The organism is Vibrio sp. 10N.286.55.E10, from assembly GCF_002872555.1.
GTDB lineage: Bacteria > Pseudomonadota > Gammaproteobacteria > Enterobacterales > Vibrionaceae > Vibrio > Vibrio crassostreae.
The window spans coordinates 91,714-116,738 of record NZ_MCSD01000009.1 but is presented as its reverse complement, the minus strand read 5'-3'; the positions used below and the strand labels follow the sequence as shown (position 1 = coordinate 116,738).

Sequence of the window (25,025 nt, the reverse complement as noted above, 5' to 3'; positions counted from 1 at the left end):
GTGTTGGTGGTCGCCCATCGAGAAGTTTGCAAAGACAAACTTTGTCGGAAGTGATTGAACCACGTTACACTGAACTTATGGGTCTCGTTAACCAAACTATTGATACGGTTCAATTACAGCTACGCGATGAAGGTATTAAACACCACCTTGCAGCTGGCGTCGTTCTCACTGGTGGAGCGGCACAAATTGACGGATTGGTAGAGTGTGCGGAACGTGTTTTCCGCAATCAAGTTCGAGTTGGTAAGCCGTTAGAAGTTAGTGGCTTAACTGACTATGTTAAAGAGCCGTATCATTCTACGGCGGTTGGTTTACTTCATTACGCAAGAGATTGTCAGATCAGTGATGAAGGTGATTACAGCGAACCTAAGCGTTCAGCACCTTCTATGTCTGGTTTATTTGGTAAATTGCGTAATTGGATACAAAAAGAGTTTTAACCTGAGTTGCAGGAAAAAACGGAGATAACACATGTTTGAACCGATGATGGAAATGTCTGACGATGCAGTAATTAAAGTCGTTGGAGTTGGTGGCGGTGGCGGTAACGCTGTTGAGCACATGGTACGTGAATCAATCGAAGGTGTAGAATTCATCAGTGTTAACACTGATGCACAAGCACTTCGTAAAACGAGCGTGAGCAGCGTGATCCAAATTGGTGGTGATATCACTAAAGGTTTGGGCGCTGGTGCAAACCCACAAGTTGGCCGTGATGCAGCTCTCGAAGATCGAGAAAGAATTAAAGAAGTTCTAACTGGCGCCGATATGGTATTTATCGCAGCTGGTATGGGCGGTGGTACTGGTACAGGTGCTGCTCCAGTTATTGCTGAAGTTGCGAAAGAGTTGGGTGTGCTAACGGTTGCTGTTGTAACTAAGCCATTTAGCTTTGAAGGCAAAAAGCGTTTAGCGTTTGCTGAGCAAGGTATTGAAGAGCTTTCTAAGCATGTGGATTCTTTAATTACGATTCCAAATGAGAAGCTACTTAAAGTACTTGGCCGCGGCGTAACTCTGCTAGAAGCTTTCGCAAGTGCAAATGATGTACTTAAAAACGCTGTACAAGGTATCGCTGAGCTAATTACTCGCCCTGGTATGATTAACGTCGATTTCGCGGATGTTCGCACCGTAATGTCTGAGATGGGTCATGCAATGATGGGTAGCGGTATCGCAAAAGGTGAAGACCGTGCTGAAGAAGCTGCTGAAACGGCAATTTCTAGCCCACTACTAGAAGACATCGACCTAGCTGGTGCGCGTGGCGTTCTTGTGAACATCACTGCAGGCCTAGATATGCGTCTAGATGAGTTCGAAACAGTAGGTAATACAGTTAAGGCATTCGCATCTGATAACGCAACAGTTGTGATTGGTACTTCTCTAGACCCTGATATGACGGATGAAATCCGTGTAACTGTTGTTGCAACAGGTATCGGTACAGAGAAAAAACCAGACATTACATTAGTTGCTGGTGGTAAAGCTAAGGTTGCACCAACTCCTCAACCACAGGTAGCGGCTCAAACTGCACCAAAAGTGGAAGAGAAAGTGGCACAGCCATTGCAAGAAAAAACTGAGGTTAAACCTCAAGTTAAGCCGCAGCCAACAACGTCTCCTGTTTCTTCAGGTACAGGCGCTAGCCAAAGTGCAGCACCTAAGGCTGAGAAAGAGAGTGGATACTTAGATATTCCAGCATTCTTACGACGTCAGGCTGATTAACAAATACCCAAAATTTGACTATCGTCGAATTAATGGTAAAATTCGCGGTCGGTAAATACTGACCGTGATTTGTAGCACTGATAACGAGGCAAGCAGATGATCAGACAACGTACTCTGAAAGAAATTGTGAAAACAACTGGTGTGGGTCTCCACTCTGGTCGTAAAGTCACACTTACTCTTCGCCCGGCAGCTGCAAATACAGGCATTGTTTATCGTCGTACAGATGTAAATCCACCTGTAGATTTCCCAGCTGATCCAGCGTCAGTTCGTGACACTATGCTATGTACAGCTCTTGTTAATGACGAAGGCGTACGTATCTCTACAGTGGAACACCTTAACGCAGCTCTAGCGGGTATGGGCATCGACAACATTATTGTTGAAGTAGATGCTCCTGAGATCCCAATTATGGATGGTAGCGCAAGCCCATTCGTATACTTGCTACAGCAAGCGGGTGTAGAAACACTGAATGCAGCGAAGCGTTTTATTCGTATCAAAAAGCCTATCCGTTTTGAAGATGGCGATAAGTGGGCAGAGTTTGTTCCATTTAACGGCTTCCGTATGGACTTTGAGATCGACTTTAACCACCCAGCAATTGAATCTGATGAGCAACGTTTGTTGTTTGATTTCTCTTCACAAGGCTTTGTGAAAGAAATCTCTCGCGCTCGTACTTTCGGCTTCATGCGCGATATTGAGTATCTACAATCTCAAAACCTAGTACTTGGCGGTAGCTTCGATAACGCTATCGTTCTAGACGAATACCGAATTCTTAATGAAGAAGGTCTACGTTTTGACAATGAGTTCGTAACTCACAAAGTACTGGATGCGATTGGTGACCTTTACATGTGTGGACACGCTATTATTGGTGAGTTCCGTGCATACAAATCAGGTCACGGCCTAAACAACCAACTACTACGTGCAGTACTTGCTGACGCAGAAGCTTGGGAATGGGCAACATTCGAAGAAGAAGTAGGCTCTCCTGTTGCATTTGCTGAGCCAGGAATGGTTCTAGCGTAATTGTTGTTTACAACAATATAAGATTTCGAAAACCAGGTCATTGACCTGGTTTTTTTGTATCTATTTTCCAGATACAGTGTCGTCAACATCCGAAAGTTGACTACCAATGGGCTACAGTCTGGCTAATCCGTCAGCAATTAGAAAGAAAAGTTCCAAGCACATCAAACAAATGGGGTTATAAATGGTCGTTGGTGTGAAAATTACTTACACTAAAGGGCATTAATTTTAACTCAAGCCTTGAAAACTCTACTCTCAAGTACAATATCAAAGATACTAGATTTATCTCAGTATCCTTGGTTAGTAACTGAAGACTAGTTCATAGCTAGTAGAGACTGACGGCATTTAAAATAGATCGCGGACGATCTGAGAACGAAGAGATTCCAAGCACATGATTACTAAGCTGCTGACAAAGGTAATTGGCAGTCGCAATGACAGAACACTGCGCCGCCTTAGAAAAATTGTAAAAGAAATTAATAACTACGAACCAACGTTTGAAGCACTTTCAGACGAAGAGCTAAAAGCAAAAACGGTTGAGTTTCGTGAGCGCTTAGATAAAGGTGAATCGCTAGACCAGCTTCTACCGGAAGCATTTGCTACGGTACGTGAAGCGTCTAAGCGTGTTTACGGCATGCGTCACTTTGACGTGCAAATGATTGGCGGCATGGTTCTAAATGCTGGCCAAATTGCAGAAATGCGTACTGGTGAAGGTAAGACTCTTACAGCAACCTTACCAGCTTATCTTAACGCCCTACCTAGCAAAGGTGTTCACGTAGTAACGGTGAACGACTACCTAGCGAAGCGTGATGCGGAAACAAACCGCCCATTATTTGAATTCCTTGGTATGACGGTTGGCGTGAACGTGCCAAACATGGCTCCGCCAGAGAAAAAAGAAGCGTACCAAGCTGACATCCTATACGGAACAAACAACGAGTTTGGTTTCGATTACCTACGTGACAACATGGCTTTCCGTGCTGAAGATCGTGTTCAACGTGAACGCTTCTTCGCTGTTGTCGATGAAGTTGACTCAATCTTAATCGATGAAGCTCGTACTCCACTTATTATCTCGGGTCCAGCTGAAGATAGTTCAGATCTTTACACGCGTATTAACACGTTGATCCCTAACCTTGAGCGCCAAGACAAAGAAGATTCTGAAGAGTACCGTGGTGAAGGTCATTACACCATGGACGAGAAATCGAAGCAGGTTCACCTGACTGAAAACGGTCAAGAATTTGTAGAAGAGCTAATGGTGAAAAACGGTCTGATGGAAGAGGGTGACACGCTTTACTCTCCAACAAATATCAGCCTATTGCACCATGTTAATGCAGCGCTGCGTGCACACGTATTGTTTGAGAAAGACGTCGATTACATCGTTACTGAAGAAGGCGAAGTGGTTATCGTTGATGAACATACTGGTCGTACTATGCCAGGTCGTCGTTGGTCTGAAGGTTTACACCAAGCTGTTGAAGCTAAAGAAGGAGTGAAGATTCAGAATGAAAACCAGACGCTAGCATCGATTACATTCCAGAACTTCTTCCGTCTATACGAAAAACTGTCAGGTATGACAGGTACTGCCGATACTGAAGCTTTCGAATTCCAGTCTATCTACGGCCTAGAAACAGTGGTTATCCCAACCAACAAACCTATGGTGCGTAACGATATGCCAGATGTGGTTTATCGTACTGAAGAAGACAAGTTCAACGCGATCATTGAAGACATCAAAGACCGTGTCGCAGCTGGTCAGCCATCACTGGTTGGTACGGTTTCTATCGAGAAGTCTGAACTACTGTCTAATGCACTGAAAAAAGCAAAAATTAAGCACAGCGTTCTAAATGCTAAGTTCCACGAAATGGAAGCAGAGATCGTTGCACAAGCTGGTATGCCGAGTGCGGTAACTATCGCAACTAACATGGCCGGTCGTGGTACCGATATCGTGTTAGGTGGTAGCTGGCAGGCACAAGTTGAGAAGCTAGAGAATCCAACCAAAGAGCAGATCGAGAAGATCAAAGCTGATTGGAGAGTAATCCACGATAAAGTACTTGAGTCAGGTGGTCTGCACATCATAGGTACTGAACGTCATGAATCTCGCCGTATCGATAACCAGCTACGTGGTCGTTCTGGTCGTCAAGGTGATGCGGGTTCTTCTCGTTTCTACCTATCAATGGAAGATTCTCTGCTACGTATCTTTACATCGGATCGTATGGCTGGTCTTATCCAAAGTGGTATGGACGAAGGCGAAGCGATCGAATCTAAGATGCTTTCTCGCTCAATTGAAAAAGCACAACGTAAAGTTGAAGGTCGTAACTTCGATATCCGTAAGCAGCTTCTTGAGTACGATGATGTAGCCAATGACCAACGTAAAGTGGTTTATGAGCTTCGTGACGAACTGATGAGTTCTGACGACATCAGTGAGATGATCGAACACAACCGTGAAGATGTACTGGCATCAGTCATTGATGAATACATCGCACCTCAGTCTCTTGAAGACATGTGGGATATCGCGGGTCTACAAGATCGTCTGAAGAATGACTTTGATCTAGACTTTGATATTCAAGGTTGGTTAGACGAAGACGACAAGCTTTATGAAGAAGCTTTGCGTGAGCGTATTCTTGGCATGGCGGTTGATTCGTACAAACAGAAAGAAGAAGTGGTTGGTGCTCAAGTACTGCGTAACTTCGAGAAATCTGTGATGCTACAAACGCTAGACGGTCTTTGGAAAGAGCATTTGGCTGCGATGGATCACCTTCGTCAAGGTATCCACCTGCGTGGTTATGCTCAGAAGAACCCGAAACAAGAGTACAAGCGCGAGTCGTTTGAACTGTTTGAAGGCCTACTAGATGTACTAAAAACAGACGTTGTTACCATCCTTTCTAAAGTTCGCGTTCAGCAACAAGAAGAAGTTGAAAAGATGGAAGCTCAACGTCAAGCTCAAGCTGAAGAAGCGGCGCGTCGTGCACAGGCACAACATGCAACGGCTGAAAACCAGCTAGGTGACAATGAAGCTGAAGCGGCATCTCCACAAACGGTAGTACGTGATGAGCGTAAAGTGGGTCGTAACGAGCCATGTCCATGTGGAAGTGGCAAGAAGTACAAGCAGTGTCACGGTAAAATCGCGTAAGTTTAATGAATCGTTGTTGTAGCGCATGATAGCTGCGTTGGTGGTACTCACTTACAGTCGTAAGCTCTGTGCCACCGCCTTGCTCTCAAGCACTACAACTTAGCTTCATAAAACTGATAAATAGAATATAAAGAGTCGCTTAGGCGGCTCTTTTTGTATGTAAATTTCGTGGCTTACTTTGTTACGCAAGGAAGTCGTCATTCCCTATAGCGAGGAACGAGCGTAGTAGGGAATCTCGTTTAGTTAGGCTCACGTTGTTTTATATCCCCAACTCAGTCGTTCCTCCTTCTGGAGGATGACGTATTCAGGGACTATGTGAGTTAAGCGTTTTATTAAGGAACACCAACACATGAAAAGAATCCATATTGTAGCTGGCATTATCTTTAACCAAGATAAGTCACAGGTATTTATCACTAAACGTCCGGACGACAAACACAAGGGCGGTTTTTGGGAGTTCCCTGGTGGCAAGGTTGAAGTGGGCGAAACCATTGAACAAGCTATGACTCGTGAGCTTGATGAAGAGATTGGCATCAAGGTGACAGAACAGTCTCTGTTTGAGCACCTTGAGTTTGATTACACCGATAAGTCGCTTAAGTTCGACTTCATCCTTGTGACTGACTTTGAGGAACAACCTTATGGCAAAGAAGGTCAACAAGGTGAATGGGTAAGCCTAGAATCATTGAATCAATACGCTTTCCCAGAGGCAAATGTGCCAATTTTAGAGCGAGTGATAAAAGAGTTTTCGTAATTGCTAGCCTGAGTTTGAGATTGTTGTTAGTTTAAAGAGATTAATCGATTGAACGTTGCTGCAAGAGATAAGCGGCAACCGTAACCAAAACAATGGAGATATTCGCAGTGGTAAGAATTGCAATTGCAGGAGCAGCGGGCCGCATGGGTCGCAACTTGGTGAAAGCCGCTCATCATAATTCAGAAGCAAGTGTTGGTGCTGGCTCGGAACGTCCAGAGTCATCTTTGGTCGGCGTAGATGTCGGTGAGTTATGCGGTGAAGGTCGTTTTGATGTTGCTCTAGTCGATGACCTGTCTAAAGCCATCGAAGAGTTTGACGTGATCGTCGATTTTACAGCCCCTGTTAGCACATTAGCGAATATTGAACTTTGTAAACGTCACGGTAAAAAACTGATTATCGGTACGACGGGTTTCTCTGAAGAAGAGAAGCAGGTGATTGATGCTGCTTCAAAAGAGATGGCTATCGTAATGGCACCTAACTACAGCGTTGGTGTGAACCTGGTCTTTAAGCTGCTAGAGAAGGCCGCTAAAGTGATGGGCGATTACTGTGATGTCGAGATCGTTGAGGCGCACCACCGCCATAAAGTCGATGCACCTTCTGGTACTGCGATTGGTATGGGCGAAGCGATTGCTGGTGCGATGGGCAACGAGCTGAACGATGTAGCTGTATGGTCACGCGAAGGTATTACTGGCGAGCGTACTAAAGATGAGATTGGTTTCGCGACGATTCGTGCCGGTGACATTATTGGTGAACACACCGCTATGTTTGCTGATATCGGTGAGCGAGTGGAAATTACCCATAAAGCCACTGATCGAATGACTTTCGCTAATGGCGCAATCAAGGCTGCAGTCTGGTTAAATGATAAACCAGCCGGCTTTTATACCATGACTGATGTCCTAGGTTTGAATGACCTGTAAATAGATATTTATGCGCTGGCAATTGCCGGCGCTTTCTTTATTTGATACATTTCCCTTCGTAATATCCCTTTTACAAACCTCCCTATAGTTTCTTCTTATCGTCGATTTTCTCTTATTTAACTGTCTTTTTTAATGCTTATAATGTGTTTTTTGTTTTAGGTCTTTAAATTACGATCTTTTCTCTTTGTATTTATCGATTGCGTTTTGTTGCTGATATTTTTATTACTCTATGGTTGGCTAAAATGAGGGGTGAAAATTAGAAAATCGTAATATTCGGCCGAAATGAGCATGAAAGTTGAACTTTTGAAGCTTTGATGGCATAAATTGAATTAGTCCTTACAAATGTTTAATTTCTTTTGCGTTAAATGTTGACACGTATCACGCACATCACTAAAATACCGCCAATTTGTCTAATTTCCATAAACACGCAGTTTCTGGTGTTGCAGGAAGGTAGATTTGCAAATTAAATCAATTTTAATGCATTTTTATTTCTGGAGGTTGTCTTGAAGAAGTCAGCACTACTCGTCCTAGAAGATGGGACAGTATTTCACGGTGAAGCCATTGGCGCTGTAGGTTCTGCAGTTGGTGAAGTCGTTTTTAATACCTCGATGACGGGGTACCAAGAAATCCTCACTGATCCTTCCTATTCTCAACAAATCGTTACCCTTACTTACCCTCACATTGGCAATACCGGAACCAATTCCGAAGACGAAGAATCCTCTTCAATCCACGCTCAAGGCCTTGTGATTCGCGATCTCCCTCTAATCGCTTCTAACTTCCGTAATGAACAATCCCTTTCTGATTACCTTAAGTCGCAAAACGTTGTTGGTATCGCTGATATCGATACTCGTAAACTGACGCGTATTCTTCGTGAAAAAGGCGCTCAGAACGGTTGTATCGTAGCGGGTAACAATTTAGACGAAGCTTTGGCTCTAGCTAAAGCAAAAGAATTTCCTGGCCTGAAAGGTATGGACCTTGCGAAAGAAGTTACAACAAAAGAAGCGTATCAATGGAAACAAGGTTCGTGGACGCTTACGGGTGGACTTCCTGAAGCGAAAGCAGACTCTGAATTGCCATACCACGTTGTTGCTTATGACTTCGGTGCAAAACGAAACATCCTACGAATGCTTGTTGACCGCGGCTGCCGCCTAACGGTTGTTCCTGCTGAAACTTCTGCTGAAGAAGTACTAGCTCTGAACCCAGACGGTGTTTTCCTTTCAAATGGCCCTGGTGACCCAGAACCATGTACTTACGCAATTGAAGCGACAAAAGTGTTCCTAGAAAAAGGCTTACCAATCTTCGGTATTTGTCTAGGTCACCAGATTCTTGCTCTTGCGTCAGGCGCTAAGACAGTGAAGATGAAGTTTGGTCACCACGGTGCAAACCACCCGGTTAAAGATTTAGATCGTGATGTTGTGATGATTACTTCGCAAAACCACGGCTTTGCTGCTGACGAAGAAACCCTTCCAGAGACACTACGTGCAACGCACAAATCACTATTTGATGGTTCTCTACAAGGTATTCACCGTACAGACAAACCAGCATTCAGCTTCCAAGGTCACCCTGAAGCAAGCCCAGGTCCAGAAGACGCAGCGCCGTTATTCGACCACTTTATTGAACTAATCAAACAGCACACAGCGTAATTCGGAGTAGTAGACAATGCCAAAACGTACTGACATTAAAAGTATTCTTATTCTAGGTGCTGGCCCGATCGTTATCGGCCAAGCATGTGAGTTCGATTACTCTGGTGCTCAAGCTTGTAAAGCGCTTCGCGAAGAAGGTTACCGAGTTATTCTTGTAAACTCGAACCCAGCGACAATCATGACTGACCCAGATATGGCCGATGCAACTTACATCGAACCTATCCAATGGGAAGTTGTGCGTAATATCATCGCTAAAGAGAAGCCTGATGCAGTTCTACCTACTATGGGTGGCCAAACTGCATTGAACTGTGCTCTAGACCTAGAAAAGCACGGTGTTCTTGAAGAGTTCGGTGTTGAAATGATTGGTGCAACGGCTGACGCTATCGATAAAGCAGAAGACCGTTCACGCTTCGATAAAGCAATGAAAGCAATTGGCCTTGAGTGTCCAACTGCTGATACAGCGAAAACGATGGAAGAAGCTTACAAAGTTTTAGACATGGTTGGCTTCCCTTGTATCATTCGTCCATCGTTCACGATGGGTGGTACTGGTGGCGGTATCGCTTACAACAAAGAAGAATTTGAAGAAATCTGTCGTCGTGGTTTGGACCTATCTCCAACTAATGAACTTCTTATCGATGAATCACTTATCGGTTGGAAAGAGTACGAGATGGAAGTGGTTCGTGACAAAAACGACAACTGCATCATCGTATGTGCGATTGAAAACTTCGACCCAATGGGTATTCACACAGGTGACTCAATCACTGTGGCTCCAGCTCAAACGCTGACAGATAAAGAATACCAACTAATGCGTAACGCATCTCTAGCAGTATTGCGTGAGATTGGTGTTGAAACAGGTGGTTCAAACGTACAGTTTGGTATCAACCCGAAAGATGGCCGTATGGTTATCATCGAGATGAACCCACGTGTATCTCGCTCTTCAGCACTAGCTTCTAAAGCAACAGGTTTCCCAATCGCTAAGATTGCAGCGAAACTGGCTGTTGGCTTCACGCTAGACGAGCTAATGAATGACATCACTGGCGGCGCAACGCCAGCATCATTCGAACCAACAATCGACTACGTAGTAACTAAGATTCCTCGTTTTAACTTCGAGAAATTTGCAGGTGCTAACGACCGTCTAACGACGCAAATGAAGTCTGTTGGTGAAGTTATGGCTATCGGCCGTAACCAACAAGAATCTCTACAAAAAGCACTTCGCGGCCTAGAAGTTGGCGCGACTGGTTTTGACGAAATGGTAGACCTAGATGCACCAGATGCTCTAACGACTATCCGTCACGAACTGAAAGAAGCTGGCGCAGAGCGTATTTGGTACATCGCTGACGCATTCCGTGCTGGTATGTCGGTAGATGGTGTATTCAACCTAACGCAAATCGACCGTTGGTTCCTAGTTCAAATCGAAGACATCGTTAAGCTAGAGCAAGAACTTAAAGCGAAAGGCTTTGCTGGTCTGAACAAAGACGAGCTAAACAAGCTTAAGCGTAAAGGTTTTGCTGATGCGCGCCTATCTAAGATTCTAGGTGTAGCGGAAAGCGAAATCCGTCGTCTGCGTGACCAGTACGATATCCACCCAGTGTACAAGCGTGTAGATACATGTGCGGCTGAGTTCTCTTCTGATACAGCTTACATGTACTCTTCTTACGATGACGAGTGTGAAGCGAACCCAACAGACAAAGACAAGATCATGATTCTAGGCGGCGGTCCAAACCGTATCGGCCAAGGTATTGAATTTGACTACTGTTGTGTACATGCATCACTAGCACTACGTGAAGATGGTTACGAAACTATCATGGTTAACTGTAACCCTGAGACAGTTTCTACAGACTACGATACATCTGACCGTCTGTACTTCGAACCAGTAACTCTGGAAGACGTACTAGCAATCGCACGTGTAGAGAAGCCAAAAGGCGTTATCGTTCAGTACGGTGGTCAAACACCACTTAAACTGGCTCGTGCTCTTGAAGCTGCTGGTGTACCAATCATCGGTACTAGCCCAGACGCAATCGACCGTGCAGAAGACCGTGAGCGTTTCCAAGTTGCTGTAGACCGCCTAGGCCTACTTCAGCCAGAGAACGCGACAGTAACAACGATGGAGCAAGCGGTTGAGAAATCTCGCGAAATCGGCTTCCCACTGGTTGTACGTCCTTCTTACGTACTTGGTGGTCGTGCGATGGAAATCGTATACGACGAGCAAGATCTACGTCGCTACTTCAACGAAGCAGTTAGCGTATCAAACGAATCTCCAGTACTACTTGATAGCTTCCTAGACGACGCTGTTGAAGTCGACGTTGATGCGATTTGTGACGGTGAACGCGTTGTTATCGGCGGTATCATGGAGCATATCGAGCAAGCGGGTGTTCACTCAGGTGACTCAGCATGTTCTCTTCCTGCATACACGCTAAGCCAAGAAATCCAAGACGTAATGCGCGAGCAAGTTGAAAAGCTAGCGTTTGAGTTGGGTGTTCGTGGTCTGATGAACACGCAGTTTGCTGTTAAGAACAATGAAGTGTACCTAATCGAGGTTAACCCTCGTGCAGCACGTACGGTTCCATTCGTATCTAAAGCAACTGGCGCACCAATCGCTAAGATTGCCGCTCGTGTAATGGCAGGTCAATCTCTAGAGTCTCAAGGCTTTACGAAAGAAATCATCCCACCTTACTATTCAGTGAAAGAAGTTGTACTTCCATTCAACAAGTTCCCTGGTGTTGACCCACTGTTAGGCCCAGAAATGCGCTCTACTGGTGAAGTTATGGGTGTTGGCGCGACATTCGCAGAAGCATACTCTAAAGCAGAATTGGGTTGTGGTCACATCTACCCTGAAGGCGGTCGTGCATTGCTTTCTGTTCGCGAAGGCGACAAAGAGCGTGTTGTTGACCTAGCATCTAAGCTATCTAAGCTTGGTTACCAGCTAGACGCAACTCACGGTACTGCGGTTATCCTTGGTGAAGCGGGTATCAACCCACGTTTAGTAAACAAGGTACACGAAGGTCGTCCTCACATTCTTGACCGTATCAAGAATAACGAGTACACGTATATCGTGAACACTGCAGCTGGCCGTCAAGCGATTGAAGACTCTAAAGTTCTTCGTCGTGGAGCACTTGCTGAGAAAGTGAACTACACGACTACGCTAAACGCTGCATTCGCGACTTGTATGGCGCACACTGCAGACGCGAAAACTTCAGTAACTTCAGTTCAAGAGCTACACGCTCAGGTTAAAGCTTCTCAAGCTTAATCGCCTAAAGTGTATCGCTGTTAAGCGGATATGAATGCTCAAAGCCCACTCTTCGGAGTGGGCTTTTTTATGTCTGTTAGATAGCATGAGTTAAATGATGAAAATCAGGAATAGGTTAGAATCTTGTGTTTCGTTATTGCTCGTCTGCCGTGAGTGGTAACTTGTCGCTACACAGGACTTTAAGGCGTTGGGTATATGGAAATCACTCTAGAAATATTGGCTATCTTGTTTGTTGTCGCAACGGCAGCAGGCTTTATTGATGCAATGGCTGGCGGCGGTGGGTTATTGACTCTACCAGCATTGCTAGCGGCTGGAGTTCCACCAACGCAGGCACTGGCAACCAATAAACTCCAAAGCTCCTTCGGCAGCTTCTCTGCGAGTTGGTATTTCGTGCGCAATGGTATCGTCAGTATTAAGGAGATGCGCCTCGCTATCTTTTGTACCTTTATTGGTTCTGCAATTGGTGCCGAGCTAGTCCAACACATTGATGCGAGCTTACTGACCAGTGTTATCCCGTTGCTGCTCATCGCTATCTCTCTCTATTTCCTGTTAGCCCCCCCAACTAGAGCATCTGAAGGAAAACAGAAGGTCTCTGAGGCGATGTTTGCTCTGTGTGTTGGTGGCGGTGTGGGTTTCTATGATGGCTTTTTTGGCCCAGGAACAGGTTCTATCTTCACCGTCTGCTTTGTTGCGATTGGTCACTTCTCGTTAGTCGATGCAACGGCGCGCACTAAGGTACTTAACTTTACCTCGAATATCGCGGCCTTAATTTTCTTTATTTTGGCTGGTTTGCCAATTTGGGAGTTAGGATTAGTGATGGCGGTTGGTGGCTTTATGGGCGCTCAGCTTGGCGCTAAAGTAGTAGTGACAAAAGGGCAGAAATGGATTCGCCCTCTTGTGATCGTGATGTCGATGCTAATGGCGTCTAAACTGCTTTGGGAACAGCATCAACAATGGATTCTATCAGTGTTTTAACTCGCGGAGACTGGTAGCTATTCGGTCTGACACAGATATGAATTGGTCGAATTAAACCTGTTAATTCGTGGAAGCTAAACAGGTATTGAGACTTAATATTGAGTGTTTTTACGATTGAGAGTGGGATTAAGGCTGGTCCAGTCCCACCCAATGCAAGTTGCGCTGCTGCGGTGTAGGCATCCATCTCCATCAAGGGTTTAATTCCAAACTTTTCTAACACTGAGAGCTGATAAGAGTTGGCAGGGTTGGTCATATCGTTGGTAATCACCAATGGAGGAAGCTCCGTTAACGGCGACTTACTCACTATGTAAAACGGCTCATCAAATAGATGAAAGGTCATCAACCCATGATGCGGTGGCAACAAGCCAGCACACAACCCCAAGGTCGCCTTGCCAGATTGCACTCGCTCTATGATTCTTGGCGTGTGGTTGGTGGTTATTGTGATGTATTTATCTTGCTGGATAAATTGGCCCATCATCTCACCTAAATAACCGGCTATCAGAGACTTAGAACTGTCTAGGGTGATGAGAGTGGTATCTTCCAACTCTTGCTGTTCATAAATAAGCCCGCGAAGTTCATTGAATGTAGGGCCAATACTCTCGATTAATGCAAGCGCATCTGGCGTGAGTTTTATCTGTCGGCCACTCGGTTCAATGAGCTTTTTACCTAGCTTCTTTTCTAAATTCGCAATCCGTTTACTGACCGCTGATTGGCTGATATAAAGCAAACTTCCTGTGCGGCTCATGGTTTTTGCTTTACTCAATACCAGTAGAGTTTCGATTCCTTCGAGTAGCATTAGGTTATATTCATGAAAGTTGGGAATGATTGAATCAAGTTACCTGAAACGACATTCATTCTCTAGTCTTGAGCTCATAGATATCAAACAAGCTAGGAGTTTTGAAGCTAGCCCGTCAGTTAGTTAGTCTCCCTTAACTAGGCTCGCGATGCGTTGGCCGAAATAGAAAGCAGTCTGAAGATCGTTGCTGTTGATGTGATTACTAGTGCTATCTGACGTCTCATCTTCACTGGCGACCAAACCAATGCTTGATCCTGTGCGATTCAAACCTAAGCTATCAATGTGCTTTGAGATATCAAGCCCTGCCCAAATCATGCCATGCTGACAAGCCAGAGTGAAAAAGCTCAACAAGGTTTGTTGTTGCTCACCGTTAAGGCTGCCGCCAGTGGTAAAGCCTGCTGCGAGTTTATTTCGCCACGCTTTGTTACAGTAGCTATCACTGCTTGCATCCATAAAACTCTTAAACTGCGCGGCTGGTGAGCCCATGTAAGTCGGGGATCCAAAGATAATGGCGTCACAGTTATCTAATGACTTGAGCTTATCGTCATTGTCATACCTTCCTTCGACCACTTCAGAAGATAGCACTTCGACAAGGAGTACTGAGTTAGGTTGTTGAGTGTTAATACCTTCAGCGATTGTCTCTGCAACTTGCTTAGTTGCTCCATTCTTAGAGAAGAAAACAATGCCCACTTTACCAATACCCATCTTGAACTCCCGCTTGCCAATGTTAGTAAATAAAATATTTTATAAAGTTATTTGTTTATTAATATAGCCTGTGGACTAGATAAGTAAATAAAAAACATTACTAAACTGGTGGGCTAATGGACTAATGGACTAATGGACTAATGGACTAATGGACTAACTAAATTGAGTTTTAGGAAAGGAGGGGATCTTTGATGAGTGGAAATAGAGGGTATAGTGATTTGAAACCGGATCAAAAAAGGCTCCTTTACGGAGCCTTTCTCTTTGTAATGATAGCTTATTTGATGGCGAAGGTCGGCAATGATAAATGCCAGCGAATAGCGCCAAGTCTAATCAATAGTGTTGAGAACACGCCGGCCAGAAATGCAGTTTCTGAGTCGTGCCCCATACTGATCGCCATGGTGTGGAAAGCGCCACCAATGATACAAGCGGTCGCGTAGACTTCACTTCTTAGAATCATTGGCACTTCACGGGCAAGTACGTCACGGATAATACCGCCACCGCAGCCGGTGATGACACCCATGATGATAGCAACTAATGCAGAATCTTGATAAATCAGTGCTTTTTCTACACCAATGCCAACAAATACCGCTAAGCCTATCGCATCACATACTGGCAGGATCCACCAAGCAAGGCGTTTGGGGCGTCTTACTATAATCATGGTCAGCAAGCAGGTGGTGATGATGACCCAAAGATAGGTGGTGTCGGTGATCCAAAACACGGGAGTTGCACCCAGAGCCATGTCTCGAATTGTACCGCCACCAATTGCGGTTACACTGCCTAAAACGGCTACGCCAAAGGGGTCCATCTTAAGACGGCCAGCGACAAAAACGCCTGAGACGGCAAAGATGGCAGTGCCAAATAAATCGATAATATAAAGCAGCATGGAGTCCATGATACTGGTGCTCTTATGGTTAAAATTGTAGGGACAGGTCGGTGGCGAATTGTACGAAAAAACGCAGCAAATAGTTAGTGATTTTGCCTAGCTCTATCGAAGAAATCGCACACTTGTTGGATCGCTTGCAAAGTTCTCGTTGTTGGGCGATTAATCCAGTCAGAATTGAGTGACCAAATCTGATTTTGAGCAACTGCTGGGATCTCATCTTGCCAAGTTTGCCACATGGTTCCATTCTCAATCGCGTGCTGAGACGTGAAGATCACTTGTGGTTTCCTTAATACAACTTGTTCAATACCAACTTGCGGATATGGGGAGGCGCTGTCTTCAAAAATATTGTGGCCACCACAAAACTCAAACACCTCACTTGGCCAGTGCCCTTGAGCAACAGTGATGATCGGCTTCTCACTGAGTTGGTAGAAGTAGTTTACTGGCTCGGCATCTTTGTATTTTAGTCTCAACGCGTTGAGCTGCTCTCTGTATTGCTGAGCGTTATTTTCGCCAATACTTGGATCGCTAGCGTATTGGCTCAGTTGTTCAATATTGGTTGCGATACTGTCTAGGCTTTTGGTCTTGGAGTAGTAAATATTAAAACCAAATTGCTCTAGTTTCGCGAGCTCTCTGGGCGGGTTTCCGGCTGGCCACGCAAGAATCAAATCAGGCTGAAGAGCGATGATCTTCTCAACCTTGATACCTTGATAGTTTGCCACTTTTTCAAGCTTATCGGCTTGTGGTGGGTAATCACTTCGTTCACTTACGGCAACAAGGCTGTTGCCTAAACCTGCGCTGTACGCGAGCTCAGTGGCATGAGGAGCAAGGCTGACCACGCGTTGAGCTGGCTGTACTTTTTCTTGAGTCCGTGGTGCTTCTTCTGCAAATGATAAAGGCAGCCATAAGCTGGAAGACAAAATAGTAAGGCTTGTAACAAGTGCTGAAGGTTTCACTCTAAATCCCTTGGTGAATAAATAGTAAGGCTAGGCTTTGTAAAAATATCCAGATAGCGATGCGACCAAAGAGTAGTTTCTGAACCTGAGACAGATGCAGAGCTGACGGTGCGATTCTGCCGCCTAATTTTGCACGAATGGCTTTAGTGTTGTCGTAAATCGCAGGGCCACCTAATGATAACTCCAGTTTGTTGCCAACGGCCGTGATCAACCAGGCAGGGCCGGGCAGTGGCCAAGAGCGACTCTGAACTAACATCATCTTAAACGTGTGTGTGGCTTTATCACCACATACGATCATCAAAGCAAAAAAACGCATCGGTATAAATTCGAGAATCGCGACTATCTTGATCGCCGTTGAGCCGAACGGAGAAAATTGCTTGCGACTTGGCGACCAAGCTCGAGCTAATTCGACCACAAGGCGATACATTAACGCGGTGATTCCACCACCAATGGCGTACCAGAACAACACACAAACTACGTTACGAGCGTAGCCCATGATGATGGTTTCTGTGGCGGCTTTGCCTAGGCCAAGTGACGAAAGTGATTCAGTTTGACGATTGATAATCGGAGCCAGTAACTGACGAGCGGCCGCTTTATCTTCTCGGCCTAATGCTTTGATTAACTGATTTGCCAGCTTTTCATTATTGCGCCAATCAATCGCGAGTAATAAAAGTGCTAATTCAAATAGTTGAGATTGCCAAACCAATGGTTGCAGTGCCAGAAGAATAACCAGAGTCGGCAGTACCATTAACCCCCAGGCTAATGTGCCTGAGATTAAACTTTGGGAATAGTTGTGGTTGTTATTAACCTTGCTTGCTAAAAGCTCAGCAAACTTATGCCATAAGGTCGTGGGGTGTGCGGCATGGGGGATAGGTAAAATTAAATGAAAAAGCAGTGCTCCCCACATCACAAGGAGCACGCCATTTGCAAATACCTGATCAAACAGTGTTTGCATGTCTAGTCGCTTACTTTAGTAGGGCAACCATCTTGATAACCATTTCAGAAGAGCTTTGCGCTGCTAATGGCAGGAACTCTTCGAAGCTCATTGGTGATTCTTTGTCTGCAACGTCAGAGATTGCACGAACAACCACGAATGGTACTTGGAATTGGTGACAAGCTTGAGCGATAGCCGATGCTTCCATCTCTACAGCAACGACAGATGGGAAGTGCTTGCGGATGAACTCTTGGCGTTCTGCTGTGCAAACAAATGCGTCGCCAGTACAGATAAGACCGCGAACGGCATGCTTATCTTCCATTTGTGCTAGCGCTTGTTCAGCAACAGCCATCAGTTTGTCGTCAGCTTTGAACGCTGCTGGTTGACCTGCCATTTGGCCAATTTCGTAACCGAAAGCTGTAACGTCTGCATCGTGGTGACGAACTTCAGTCGAGATAACCACATCGCCAAGGTTCAGTGTTGAATCAAAACCGCCAGCAGAGCCTGTGTTTAGAACGACATCTGGTTGGTATTCGCTTAATAGGATTGAAGTACCAACAGCTGCTGCTACTTTACCAATGCCAGATTGAAGCAAAACAACGTCAACACCATTTAGCTGACCAGAGAAAAAGGTACAACCGCCTTTATTAACTTCAGTAATGTCTGAAATTGCTGCTTTTAGGATCGCAACTTCTTGCTCCATTGCGCCAATGATGCCGATTTTCATGTGTAGTCTCTTAATAAATAATATTTAAACAGTAGAGCGAAATTGTAGCATGGATAAGAAGTGTCGAGCGACTGCCCAGAGGCACTTCTCATCCGAATAGCAGCGATTTATCTGCGTATTCTTTTATCTACTTGATTAGGCCTTCGCTTTTCAAGCTAGCACGAAGTTGTTCAGCTCGTTTTCGGTTTACGCCAAAATCAGAATGGCCAGTACGAGACTCTGAACGCACGATCAGTTTGCCATCGGTGATCTTAAGCTCTAAGTCATCGACAAAGCGCATGATGCGAGAGGTACATTCAACACGCAGATAATCTTCTGTTTTACTCGCGGTTTTCGATCCCGGTAAGGTTAGTGCAACCTGCTCAATCGCATCTAGGTTTGCTGAATCTGATAACTCAAACGCGGCCAATGCGTGCTGCTCACGATCATCTTGAGTTGATACGCAGTTTGGTTTGTCTCCACAAGGTGATGAAGTTCTATCTTTCATGTCCGTGATTCCTTGGCTGCATGCGGTTAACGTTAAAAGTGATAGCGAGAGGAGAGCGGCTTTTTTCATAGTGTTTCCTATGGCTTGTTTTTAATTCTAATTGTAGTTATCGGTATTGGCTTATTTGTAATTGTTTTACGTATTTTCGTTGTGCTTTTGATAAACGAATCTAATTCAAAAAAGGATCCATAATTGGATCCTTTTTTATAGTAACGAACTGAGTAATAAAGGAAACCTAATCACACTTCTAGGTAATCTAATATCCCTTCTGCTGCTTTGCGGCCTTCATCGATAGCGGTCACCACCAAGTCAGATCCTCGAACCGCATCACCACCTGCAAAGATCTTGCTGTTGGTGGTTTGGTATTGAAACTCTTGTTTGCCGGAGGCTTTGATTCGCCCCCATTGATCGAGTTCCACACCGAAAGGTTCTAACCATTCCATCGCATGAGGTTGGAAACCAAATGCCATGATCACAGCATCGGCTTCAAGAACATGTTCACTGCCTTCGACAGGTTCTGGACGACGACGACCGGCTTCATCTGGCTCACCCAAAGCAGTTTTCACGACTTTGACACCAACCACATGACCAGCGTTGTTAAGCTCTAAGCCAATAGGTTGTAGGTTGAACTTGAACTTCACACCCTCTTCACGTGCATTTTTTACCTCACGGCGAGAGCCCGGCATATTGGCTTCATCTCGACGGTAAGCACACACAACATTAGCCGCATGTTGACGAATCGAAGTTCGGACACAGTCCATCGCGGTATCACCACCACCAAGCACGACCACTTTTTTGTCCTTCATGTCGATGAATGGCGTTGGGTTATCCAGTTCCATTACCTTATAGGTATTGGAAACAAGGAAGGGTAGAGCATCATAAACGCCTGGTGCTTCTTCGTTGTCTAACCCAGCACGCATGTTTTTATAGGTGCCGACACCTAAGAAGACAGCGTCGTAGTCATCGACAAGTTGTTGTAGTTGAACGTCTTTACCGACTTCGGTATTCATCTTAAATTCGACACCCATACCACTAAAGATACGGCGTCGGTTTTCCATGATACCTTTCTCAAGTTTGAACGATGGGATACCAAACGTGAGCAGGCCACCGATCTCTGGGTAACGGTCAAATACCACGGCCTTCACACCGTTTCGAACTAAGATATCAGCTGCAGCAAGCCCTGCGGGGCCAGCGCCGATGATAGCGACTTTTTTATCGGTCCATTCAACGTGAGACATGTCTGGCTTCCAGCCCATCTCAAACGCTTTGTCATTGATGTATTTTTCAATGTTGCCGATGGTTACTGCGCCGAAATCATCATTGAGGGTACAAGATCCCTCGCACAGTCGGTCCTGAGGACAAACTCGTCCACACACCTCAGGTAAACTGTTGGTTTGGTGAGACAGTTCAGCGGCTTCGATAATGCGTCCTTCATTGGCAAGCTTAAGCCACTGAGGGATGTAGTTATGGACTGGACACTTCCATTCACAGTATGGGTTACCACAGTCTAAACAACGGTCTGCTTGTGCTTTGGCTTGCTGTTTAGTGAAAGGTTCGTAGATCTCTACAAACTCAATCTTACGAATCTTGATTGGTTTCTTCGCTGGATCTACGCGATTCACATCAATAAATTGGTATACATTCTGGCTCATTATTGGCTCCTTCCAATTATTGCGCTTGAACACGAAGTTCAGCAGAGCTACGGCTTTGGTGACCGAGCAAGGTGTTGAGATCCGCCGTCTTCGGCTTCACTAGGTAGAACTTCGGAATCCATTCATCAAAGTTCGCCAGAATCGCTTCAGCGTGTACTGAACCTGTCTCTTCTAAGTGCTCTGCAATCAAACCACGCAGATGTTCTTGGTGGATGTATAGGTCAGATAGAGAAAGTGCCTCAACCGATTCGTTGTTCACACGGCCTTGGAAGTCTTCATTCTTATCCATCACATAAGCGAAGCCACCCGTCATACCTGCGCCGAAGTTGACTCCGGTTGCGCCAAGAATGGCCACAATACCGCCTGTCATATACTCACAAGCGTTATCACCTGCACCTTCAATCACAGCGACGGTACCTGAGTTGCGCACGCCAAATCGTTCTCCTGCGGTACCTGCGGCAAATAGCTTGCCTCCAGTAGCGCCATACAGACAGGTGTTGCCTATGATGGTCGCTTCGTTACAAGTAAATGCGGTGCCTTGGTGAGGCTTGATAACCACTTTACCGCCCGCCATGCCTTTGCCGACATAGTCATTGGCATCGCCTGTCAGATACAGCTCAACGCCACCAGCGTTCCAAACCGCAAATGATTGGCCTGCTGTACCATCGAGGTACAACTTAATTGGTGAGCCCGCCATCCCTTGGTTACCGTAACGCTTAGCAATTTCGCCAGAGATACGTGCGCCTATCGAACGGTCTGTATTAATCACGTTGTAGTAGAGGCTGGTGGACTGTCGTTTCTCAATCGCATCGAGTGCATCATCAAGAATCTGCTGGTTGAGCTGAGCTTTATCAAATGGTGCGTTTGGCTCGGTCCAAAACAGCGGGTGACCTTCCGAAGATACTGGAGCTTCGAGTATTGAAGATAGATCGAGTTTGCTCTGTTTCGCTGTGAGGCCTTGAACGGCTTCTAGTAAGTCCGTACGTCCAATCAGGTCTGTAAGTTTTTCTACACCAAGCTCCGCAAGGTATTGGCGAACTTCATCGGCTAGGCCAGTAAAGTAGTTCACCACCATGTCTGGCAGGCCTTTGAAGTATTCACGGCGTAGCGTTTCATCTTGAGTCGCAACACCCGTTGCACAGTTGTTTAGGTGACAAATTCGTAAGAACTTACAACCCATCGCGACCATTGGCGCAGTCCCGAAACCAAAGCTTTCAGCACCGAGAATCGCGCCTTTAATCACATCAAGGCCAGTTTTCAGACCACCATCGACTTGTAGACGGATCTTATGACGAAGCCCGTTAGCAACCAATGCTTGCTGGGTTTCCGCGAGTCCTAGCTCCCAAGGACAGCCAGCGTATTTCACCGAAGTCAGTGGGCTTGCCGCGGTACCGCCGTCGTAACCTGAAATGGTGATCAGATCCGCATAGGCTTTTGCCACACCTGTTGCAATCGTGCCGACACCCGGTTCGGATACTAACTTCACTGAAACTAAGGCTTTAGGATTCACTTGTTTAAGGTCGAAAATCAGCTGTGCCAAATCTTCGATGGAATAGATATCGTGATGTGGAGGAGGGGAAATCAGCGTGACCCCTTGAACTGAGTATCTCAGTTTGGCGATTTCTGCCGTGACTTTATGACCTGGCAGCTGACCACCTTCACCGGGTTTCGCACCTTGCGCGACCTTGATTTGCAGAACATCTGCATTGGTTAAGTAATGCGGCGTTACGCCAAATCGACCAGACGCAATCTGTTTGATGCGCGAGTTGCGGTCAGTCCCAAAGCGTCGTGGGTCTTCACCACCTTCACCAGAGTTGGAGTAGCCTCCTAATCGGTTCATCGCCATAGCCAGTGCTTCATGAGCTTCTGGGCTCAAAGCTCCAATCGACATCGCAGCCGAGTCAAAGCGCTTAAACAGATCGCTACTTGGCTCTACTTGCTCAAGTGTTAGTGGTTTATCGGCTTTTTTCAGGCTCATTAAGTCACGTAACATTGCCGCAGGGCGAGCATTTACCTGTTTAGCAAAAGATAGGTAATCCGAAGTTTCGCCAGTTTTAACTGCGGTTTGCAGTGTGCCAACTACATCTGGGTTGTAGGCGTGATATTCACCGCCATGGACGTATTTCAGTAAACCGCCGTGTTCGATCGGTTTGCGCTTAGTCCACGCTTTACGAGATAAGTTATAGATATCTTGTTGGAAATCGCTAAAGCTTGCGCCTTGGATTCGTGTGGTAACTCCGCGGAAACAGAGCTTAACAACATCGGAATGTAGGCCAACGGCTTCGAAAAGTTGCGAACAACGATATGAAGCAATCGTAGAAATACCCATCTTCGACATGATCTTATACAGACCTTTGTTGATGCCGTTTTGGTAGTTCTGCATCGCGGTACGATAGTCTTTATCTAAAGAACCATCATCCAACATTTTACCTAACGCTTCATAAGCAAGGTATGGATAAACCGCGGTCGCACCGAAGCCAAGTAGAACTGCGAACTGATGTGGGTCACGAGCAGTGGCTGTCTCAACCACGATGTTGGCATCACAACGTAGGTTAGTATCAGCAAGCCTTGTTTGAACCGCGCCAACCACCATGGCTGCAGGGATCGGTAGTTTGCCTTTTTCTAAACCTTTGTCCGATAGCACAACTAAAACCGCACCCTCACGGACTTCTTGTTCCGCGCTATCACATACCGCTTTGATCGCTTGTTCGAGATCTTGATGATTCGGGTCGTAGTGCATGCTGAGAATGACATGACGGTAATGTTTCTGACTTAACTGCAGAAGCTGTTGCATGTCTGAGTAAAGCAGTACTGGTGAATCAAACGTCACACGATAGGCGTGACCGTCTGTTTCACAGAACACGTTCATCTCTTTACCGATACTGGTCGCCAAAGACATCACGTGTTTTTCACGCAATGGATCAATCGGAGGGTTGGTGACCTGTGCAAACTTCTGACGGAAGTAATCAGTAACCAGACGCTCTTTTGAAGAGAGAACAGCCATCGGCGTATCATCGCCCATTGAGCCTACTGCTTCTTGCCCCATATCACCAAGTACACGCAGTACTTGGTCGGACTCCTCGTTGCTCATCGCAAACTGTTTTTGGTAGGTCTTGAGCGTGTCATCGTCAAAGCTACGCTTACCGACTTGGTCATCTTGCAACGCAGAAAATGGCGTTAATTTGTGAACATTCTTTTCCATCCACTCTTTATATGGATGGCGGCTTTTGAGGTCATTATCGATTTCATTAGATTGCCACAGTTTGCCGCGGCGAGTATCTATCACCAGTAACTCACCTGGACCAACACGACCTTTTTCTGCAACTTCATCCGGTGCGTAGTTCCAGATACCGACCTCAGATGCCAGTGTGATTAGATTGTCTTTGGTAATCACATAACGCGCTGGTCGCAGGCCATTTCTATCAAGGTTACATGCGGCGTAACGACCATCAGAAAGTACGATGCCAGCAGGGCCATCCCACGGTTCCATGTGCTTGGAGTTGAAGTCGTAAAAGGCACGCAGATCTGGGTCCATGTCTGGGTGATTTTGCCAAGCGGGCGGCACAAGCATGCGCATCGCTCGGAACACATCCATACCACCGGCAAGGAACAGGTCGAGCATGTTATCTAGGCTTGATGAATCTGAGCCTGTCTCATTCACAAAGGGTGCAGCCGTTTGTAAGTCGGGCAGCAACGGTGAAGAGAATTTATAGGCACGAGCCTTGGCCCATTGGCGGTTACCTTCGATGGTATTGATCTCACCATTGTGCGCCAAATAGCGGAATGGTTGAGCCAGTGGCCAGCGTGGTTGCGTGTTAGTTGAGAAACGCTGGTGGAACAGACATATTGCCGATTCCATACGTAAGTCTGCAAGATCGAGGTAAAATCGCGGAAGATCGGCGGGCATACACAGACCTTTGTAGACCATTACTTGTGTTGAAAGGCTACAAATATAGAAATCTTTGTCTTCGGTGATCTGCTTTTCAATTCTGCGACGAGCAATGTATAGGCGGCGTTCGATATCACGCTCACGCCAGCCTGCAGGTGCTGAGATAAACACCTGTTGAATGTTGGGAACCGAGTCTTTCGCGATGGGACCCAAAACTTCGGTGTTAGTCGGCACGACACGCCAACCTGCAACGGTGAGTGTCTCTTGAGCGAGCTCTTTATTGACGATGTCTTGCGCGGATTGCGCCTTGATTGGGTCTTGGCTGAAGAAAATCATGCCGACAGCGTATTGCTTGCCGAGCTTGAAGTTATTCTCTTCTGCGATGATTCTGAGGTAAGAGTCTGGCTTCTGTAGTAATAAGCCACAGCCATCTCCGGTTTTACCATCCGCAGCGATACCACCACGGTGTGTCATGCGATCTAGGGCTGAAATAGCAGTTCTTACCAACTTATGACTAGGTTGGCCTTCCATTTGCGCTATTAAACCAAATCCACAGTTGTCTTTTTCAAGACTAGGATCATATAGAGCCATTGCAATTCTCCCTTTTGCTTCTCTGTCATCCAGACAGTAAATGACTAACTATTC

General features: G+C 45.8%; 18 protein-coding genes. 9 read left to right on the top strand and 9 right to left on the bottom strand.

Annotated elements, in window-relative coordinates; all coding sequences use genetic code 11:
* From BCV39_RS07435 to BCV39_RS07395, 9 genes are all read left to right on the top strand, one after another.
* Positions 1-434, top strand: a 434-nt coding sequence (locus tag BCV39_RS07435; protein WP_347231954.1) for a cell division FtsA domain-containing protein, incomplete at its 5' end; no start/stop codon positions are given.
* A 31-nt stretch (positions 435-465) separates the two neighbouring features.
* Positions 466-1,695 carry a cell division protein FtsZ gene (ftsZ, locus tag BCV39_RS07430; RefSeq protein WP_017059291.1) on the top strand — a complete coding sequence of 410 codons (1,230 nt, stop codon included), beginning with the start codon at positions 466-468 and terminating at the stop codon, positions 1,693-1,695.
* 96 nt (positions 1,696-1,791) lie between these two features.
* Positions 1,792-2,709: a UDP-3-O-acyl-N-acetylglucosamine deacetylase gene (lpxC, locus tag BCV39_RS07425; protein WP_010434751.1), complete on the top strand. Its 918-nt coding sequence runs from the start codon at positions 1,792-1,794 to the stop codon at positions 2,707-2,709.
* A 388-nt stretch (positions 2,710-3,097) separates the two neighbouring features.
* Positions 3,098-5,824, top strand: coding sequence for a preprotein translocase subunit SecA (gene secA, locus BCV39_RS07420; protein ID WP_048658034.1), 2,727 nt, complete (start codon positions 3,098-3,100; stop codon positions 5,822-5,824).
* A 349-nt stretch (positions 5,825-6,173) separates the two neighbouring features.
* Positions 6,174-6,572 carry an 8-oxo-dGTP diphosphatase MutT gene (gene mutT, locus BCV39_RS07415; protein ID WP_017098312.1) on the top strand — a complete coding sequence of 133 codons (399 nt, stop codon included), beginning with the start codon at positions 6,174-6,176 and terminating at the stop codon, positions 6,570-6,572.
* A 92-nt stretch (positions 6,573-6,664) separates the two neighbouring features.
* A complete protein-coding gene (dapB, locus tag BCV39_RS07410; protein WP_020628676.1) occupies positions 6,665-7,489 on the top strand; it encodes a 4-hydroxy-tetrahydrodipicolinate reductase in 825 nt (274 codons plus the stop codon).
* Positions 7,490-7,992: 503 nt separating this feature from the next.
* Entirely contained in the window at positions 7,993-9,132 is a 1,140-nt protein-coding gene (gene carA / locus BCV39_RS07405) for a glutamine-hydrolyzing carbamoyl-phosphate synthase small subunit (RefSeq protein WP_048609692.1), read from the top strand.
* Between the two features lie 16 nt (positions 9,133-9,148).
* Complete coding sequence (carB, locus tag BCV39_RS07400; protein WP_019823635.1) at positions 9,149-12,379, top strand: carbamoyl-phosphate synthase large subunit; 3,231 nt, start codon at positions 9,149-9,151, stop codon at positions 12,377-12,379.
* Positions 12,380-12,574: 195 nt separating this feature from the next.
* Positions 12,575-13,354 (top strand): TSUP family transporter, encoded by a 780-nt coding sequence (locus BCV39_RS07395; RefSeq protein ID WP_102432157.1) that lies wholly within the window; start codon positions 12,575-12,577, stop codon positions 13,352-13,354.
* On the opposite strand, the gene BCV39_RS07390 is transcribed toward BCV39_RS07395, so the two are convergent.
* The 9 genes from BCV39_RS07390 to gltB all read right to left on the bottom strand — a co-directional run bounded on the left by BCV39_RS07390 (position 13,305) and on the right by gltB (position 24,971).
* Positions 13,305-14,150, bottom strand: coding sequence for a LysR family transcriptional regulator (locus tag BCV39_RS07390; RefSeq protein WP_019825244.1), 846 nt, complete (start codon positions 14,148-14,150; stop codon positions 13,305-13,307). The genes BCV39_RS07395 and BCV39_RS07390 overlap by 50 nt on opposite strands.
* Before the next feature lie 123 nt (positions 14,151-14,273).
* Positions 14,274-14,855 carry a flavodoxin family protein gene (locus BCV39_RS07385; protein ID WP_102432156.1) on the bottom strand — a complete coding sequence of 194 codons (582 nt, stop codon included), beginning with the start codon at positions 14,853-14,855 and terminating at the stop codon, positions 14,274-14,276.
* A gap of 274 nt (positions 14,856-15,129) precedes the next feature.
* Positions 15,130-15,747 carry a TRIC cation channel family protein gene (locus BCV39_RS07380; protein WP_016789753.1) on the bottom strand — a complete coding sequence of 206 codons (618 nt, stop codon included), beginning with the start codon at positions 15,745-15,747 and terminating at the stop codon, positions 15,130-15,132.
* A 74-nt stretch (positions 15,748-15,821) separates the two neighbouring features.
* Positions 15,822-16,691: a vitamin B12 ABC transporter substrate-binding protein BtuF gene (gene btuF / locus BCV39_RS07375; RefSeq protein ID WP_102432155.1), complete on the bottom strand. Its 870-nt coding sequence runs from the start codon at positions 16,689-16,691 to the stop codon at positions 15,822-15,824.
* Between the two features lies 1 nt (position 16,692).
* Entirely contained in the window at positions 16,693-17,646 is a 954-nt protein-coding gene (locus BCV39_RS07370; RefSeq protein WP_048662666.1) for a cobalamin biosynthesis family protein, read from the bottom strand.
* Positions 17,647-17,656: 10 nt separating this feature from the next.
* Entirely contained in the window at positions 17,657-18,352 is a 696-nt protein-coding gene (gene mtnN, locus BCV39_RS07365) for a 5'-methylthioadenosine/S-adenosylhomocysteine nucleosidase (protein ID WP_012603226.1), read from the bottom strand.
* A gap of 127 nt (positions 18,353-18,479) precedes the next feature.
* The gene (locus BCV39_RS07360) at positions 18,480-18,908 is read right to left on the bottom strand and encodes a DUF1499 domain-containing protein (protein WP_017070085.1); all 429 of its coding nucleotides are present in this window, start codon (positions 18,906-18,908) and stop codon (positions 18,480-18,482) included.
* A gap of 170 nt (positions 18,909-19,078) precedes the next feature.
* Positions 19,079-20,491 (bottom strand): FAD-dependent oxidoreductase, encoded by a 1,413-nt coding sequence (locus BCV39_RS07355; protein ID WP_102432154.1) that lies wholly within the window; start codon positions 20,489-20,491, stop codon positions 19,079-19,081.
* 16 nt (positions 20,492-20,507) lie between these two features.
* The gene (gltB, locus tag BCV39_RS07350; protein ID WP_102432153.1) at positions 20,508-24,971 is read right to left on the bottom strand and encodes a glutamate synthase large subunit; all 4,464 of its coding nucleotides are present in this window, start codon (positions 24,969-24,971) and stop codon (positions 20,508-20,510) included.
* Positions 24,972-25,025 lie beyond the last annotated feature (54 nt).

Bases quoted from the DNA above. Each gene is read 5' to 3' on its own strand.
- gltB (WP_102432153.1), bottom strand. From the start codon at position 24,971: ATGGCTCTATATGATCCTAGTCTTGAAAAAGACAACTGTGGATTTGGT.
- lpxC (WP_010434751.1), top strand. From the start codon at position 1,792: ATGATCAGACAACGTACTCTGAAAGAAATTGTGAAAACAACTGGTGTG.
- mutT (WP_017098312.1), top strand. From the start codon at position 6,174: ATGAAAAGAATCCATATTGTAGCTGGCATTATCTTTAACCAAGATAAG.
- secA (WP_048658034.1), top strand. From the start codon at position 3,098: ATGATTACTAAGCTGCTGACAAAGGTAATTGGCAGTCGCAATGACAGA.
- BCV39_RS07390 (WP_019825244.1), bottom strand. From the start codon at position 14,150: ATGCTACTCGAAGGAATCGAAACTCTACTGGTATTGAGTAAAGCAAAA.
- BCV39_RS07370 (WP_048662666.1), bottom strand. From the start codon at position 17,646: ATGCAAACACTGTTTGATCAGGTATTTGCAAATGGCGTGCTCCTTGTG.
- dapB (WP_020628676.1), top strand. From the start codon at position 6,665: ATGGAGATATTCGCAGTGGTAAGAATTGCAATTGCAGGAGCAGCGGGC.
- BCV39_RS07385 (WP_102432156.1), bottom strand. From the start codon at position 14,855: ATGGGTATTGGTAAAGTGGGCATTGTTTTCTTCTCTAAGAATGGAGCA.
- mtnN (WP_012603226.1), bottom strand. From the start codon at position 18,352: ATGAAAATCGGCATCATTGGCGCAATGGAGCAAGAAGTTGCGATCCTA.
- BCV39_RS07355 (WP_102432154.1), bottom strand. From the start codon at position 20,491: ATGAGCCAGAATGTATACCAATTTATTGATGTGAATCGCGTAGATCCA.
- carB (WP_019823635.1), top strand. From the start codon at position 9,149: ATGCCAAAACGTACTGACATTAAAAGTATTCTTATTCTAGGTGCTGGC.
- BCV39_RS07360 (WP_017070085.1), bottom strand. From the start codon at position 18,908: ATGAAAAAAGCCGCTCTCCTCTCGCTATCACTTTTAACGTTAACCGCA.
- BCV39_RS07395 (WP_102432157.1), top strand. From the start codon at position 12,575: ATGGAAATCACTCTAGAAATATTGGCTATCTTGTTTGTTGTCGCAACG.
- BCV39_RS07380 (WP_016789753.1), bottom strand. From the start codon at position 15,747: ATGGACTCCATGCTGCTTTATATTATCGATTTATTTGGCACTGCCATC.
- ftsZ (WP_017059291.1), top strand. From the start codon at position 466: ATGTTTGAACCGATGATGGAAATGTCTGACGATGCAGTAATTAAAGTC.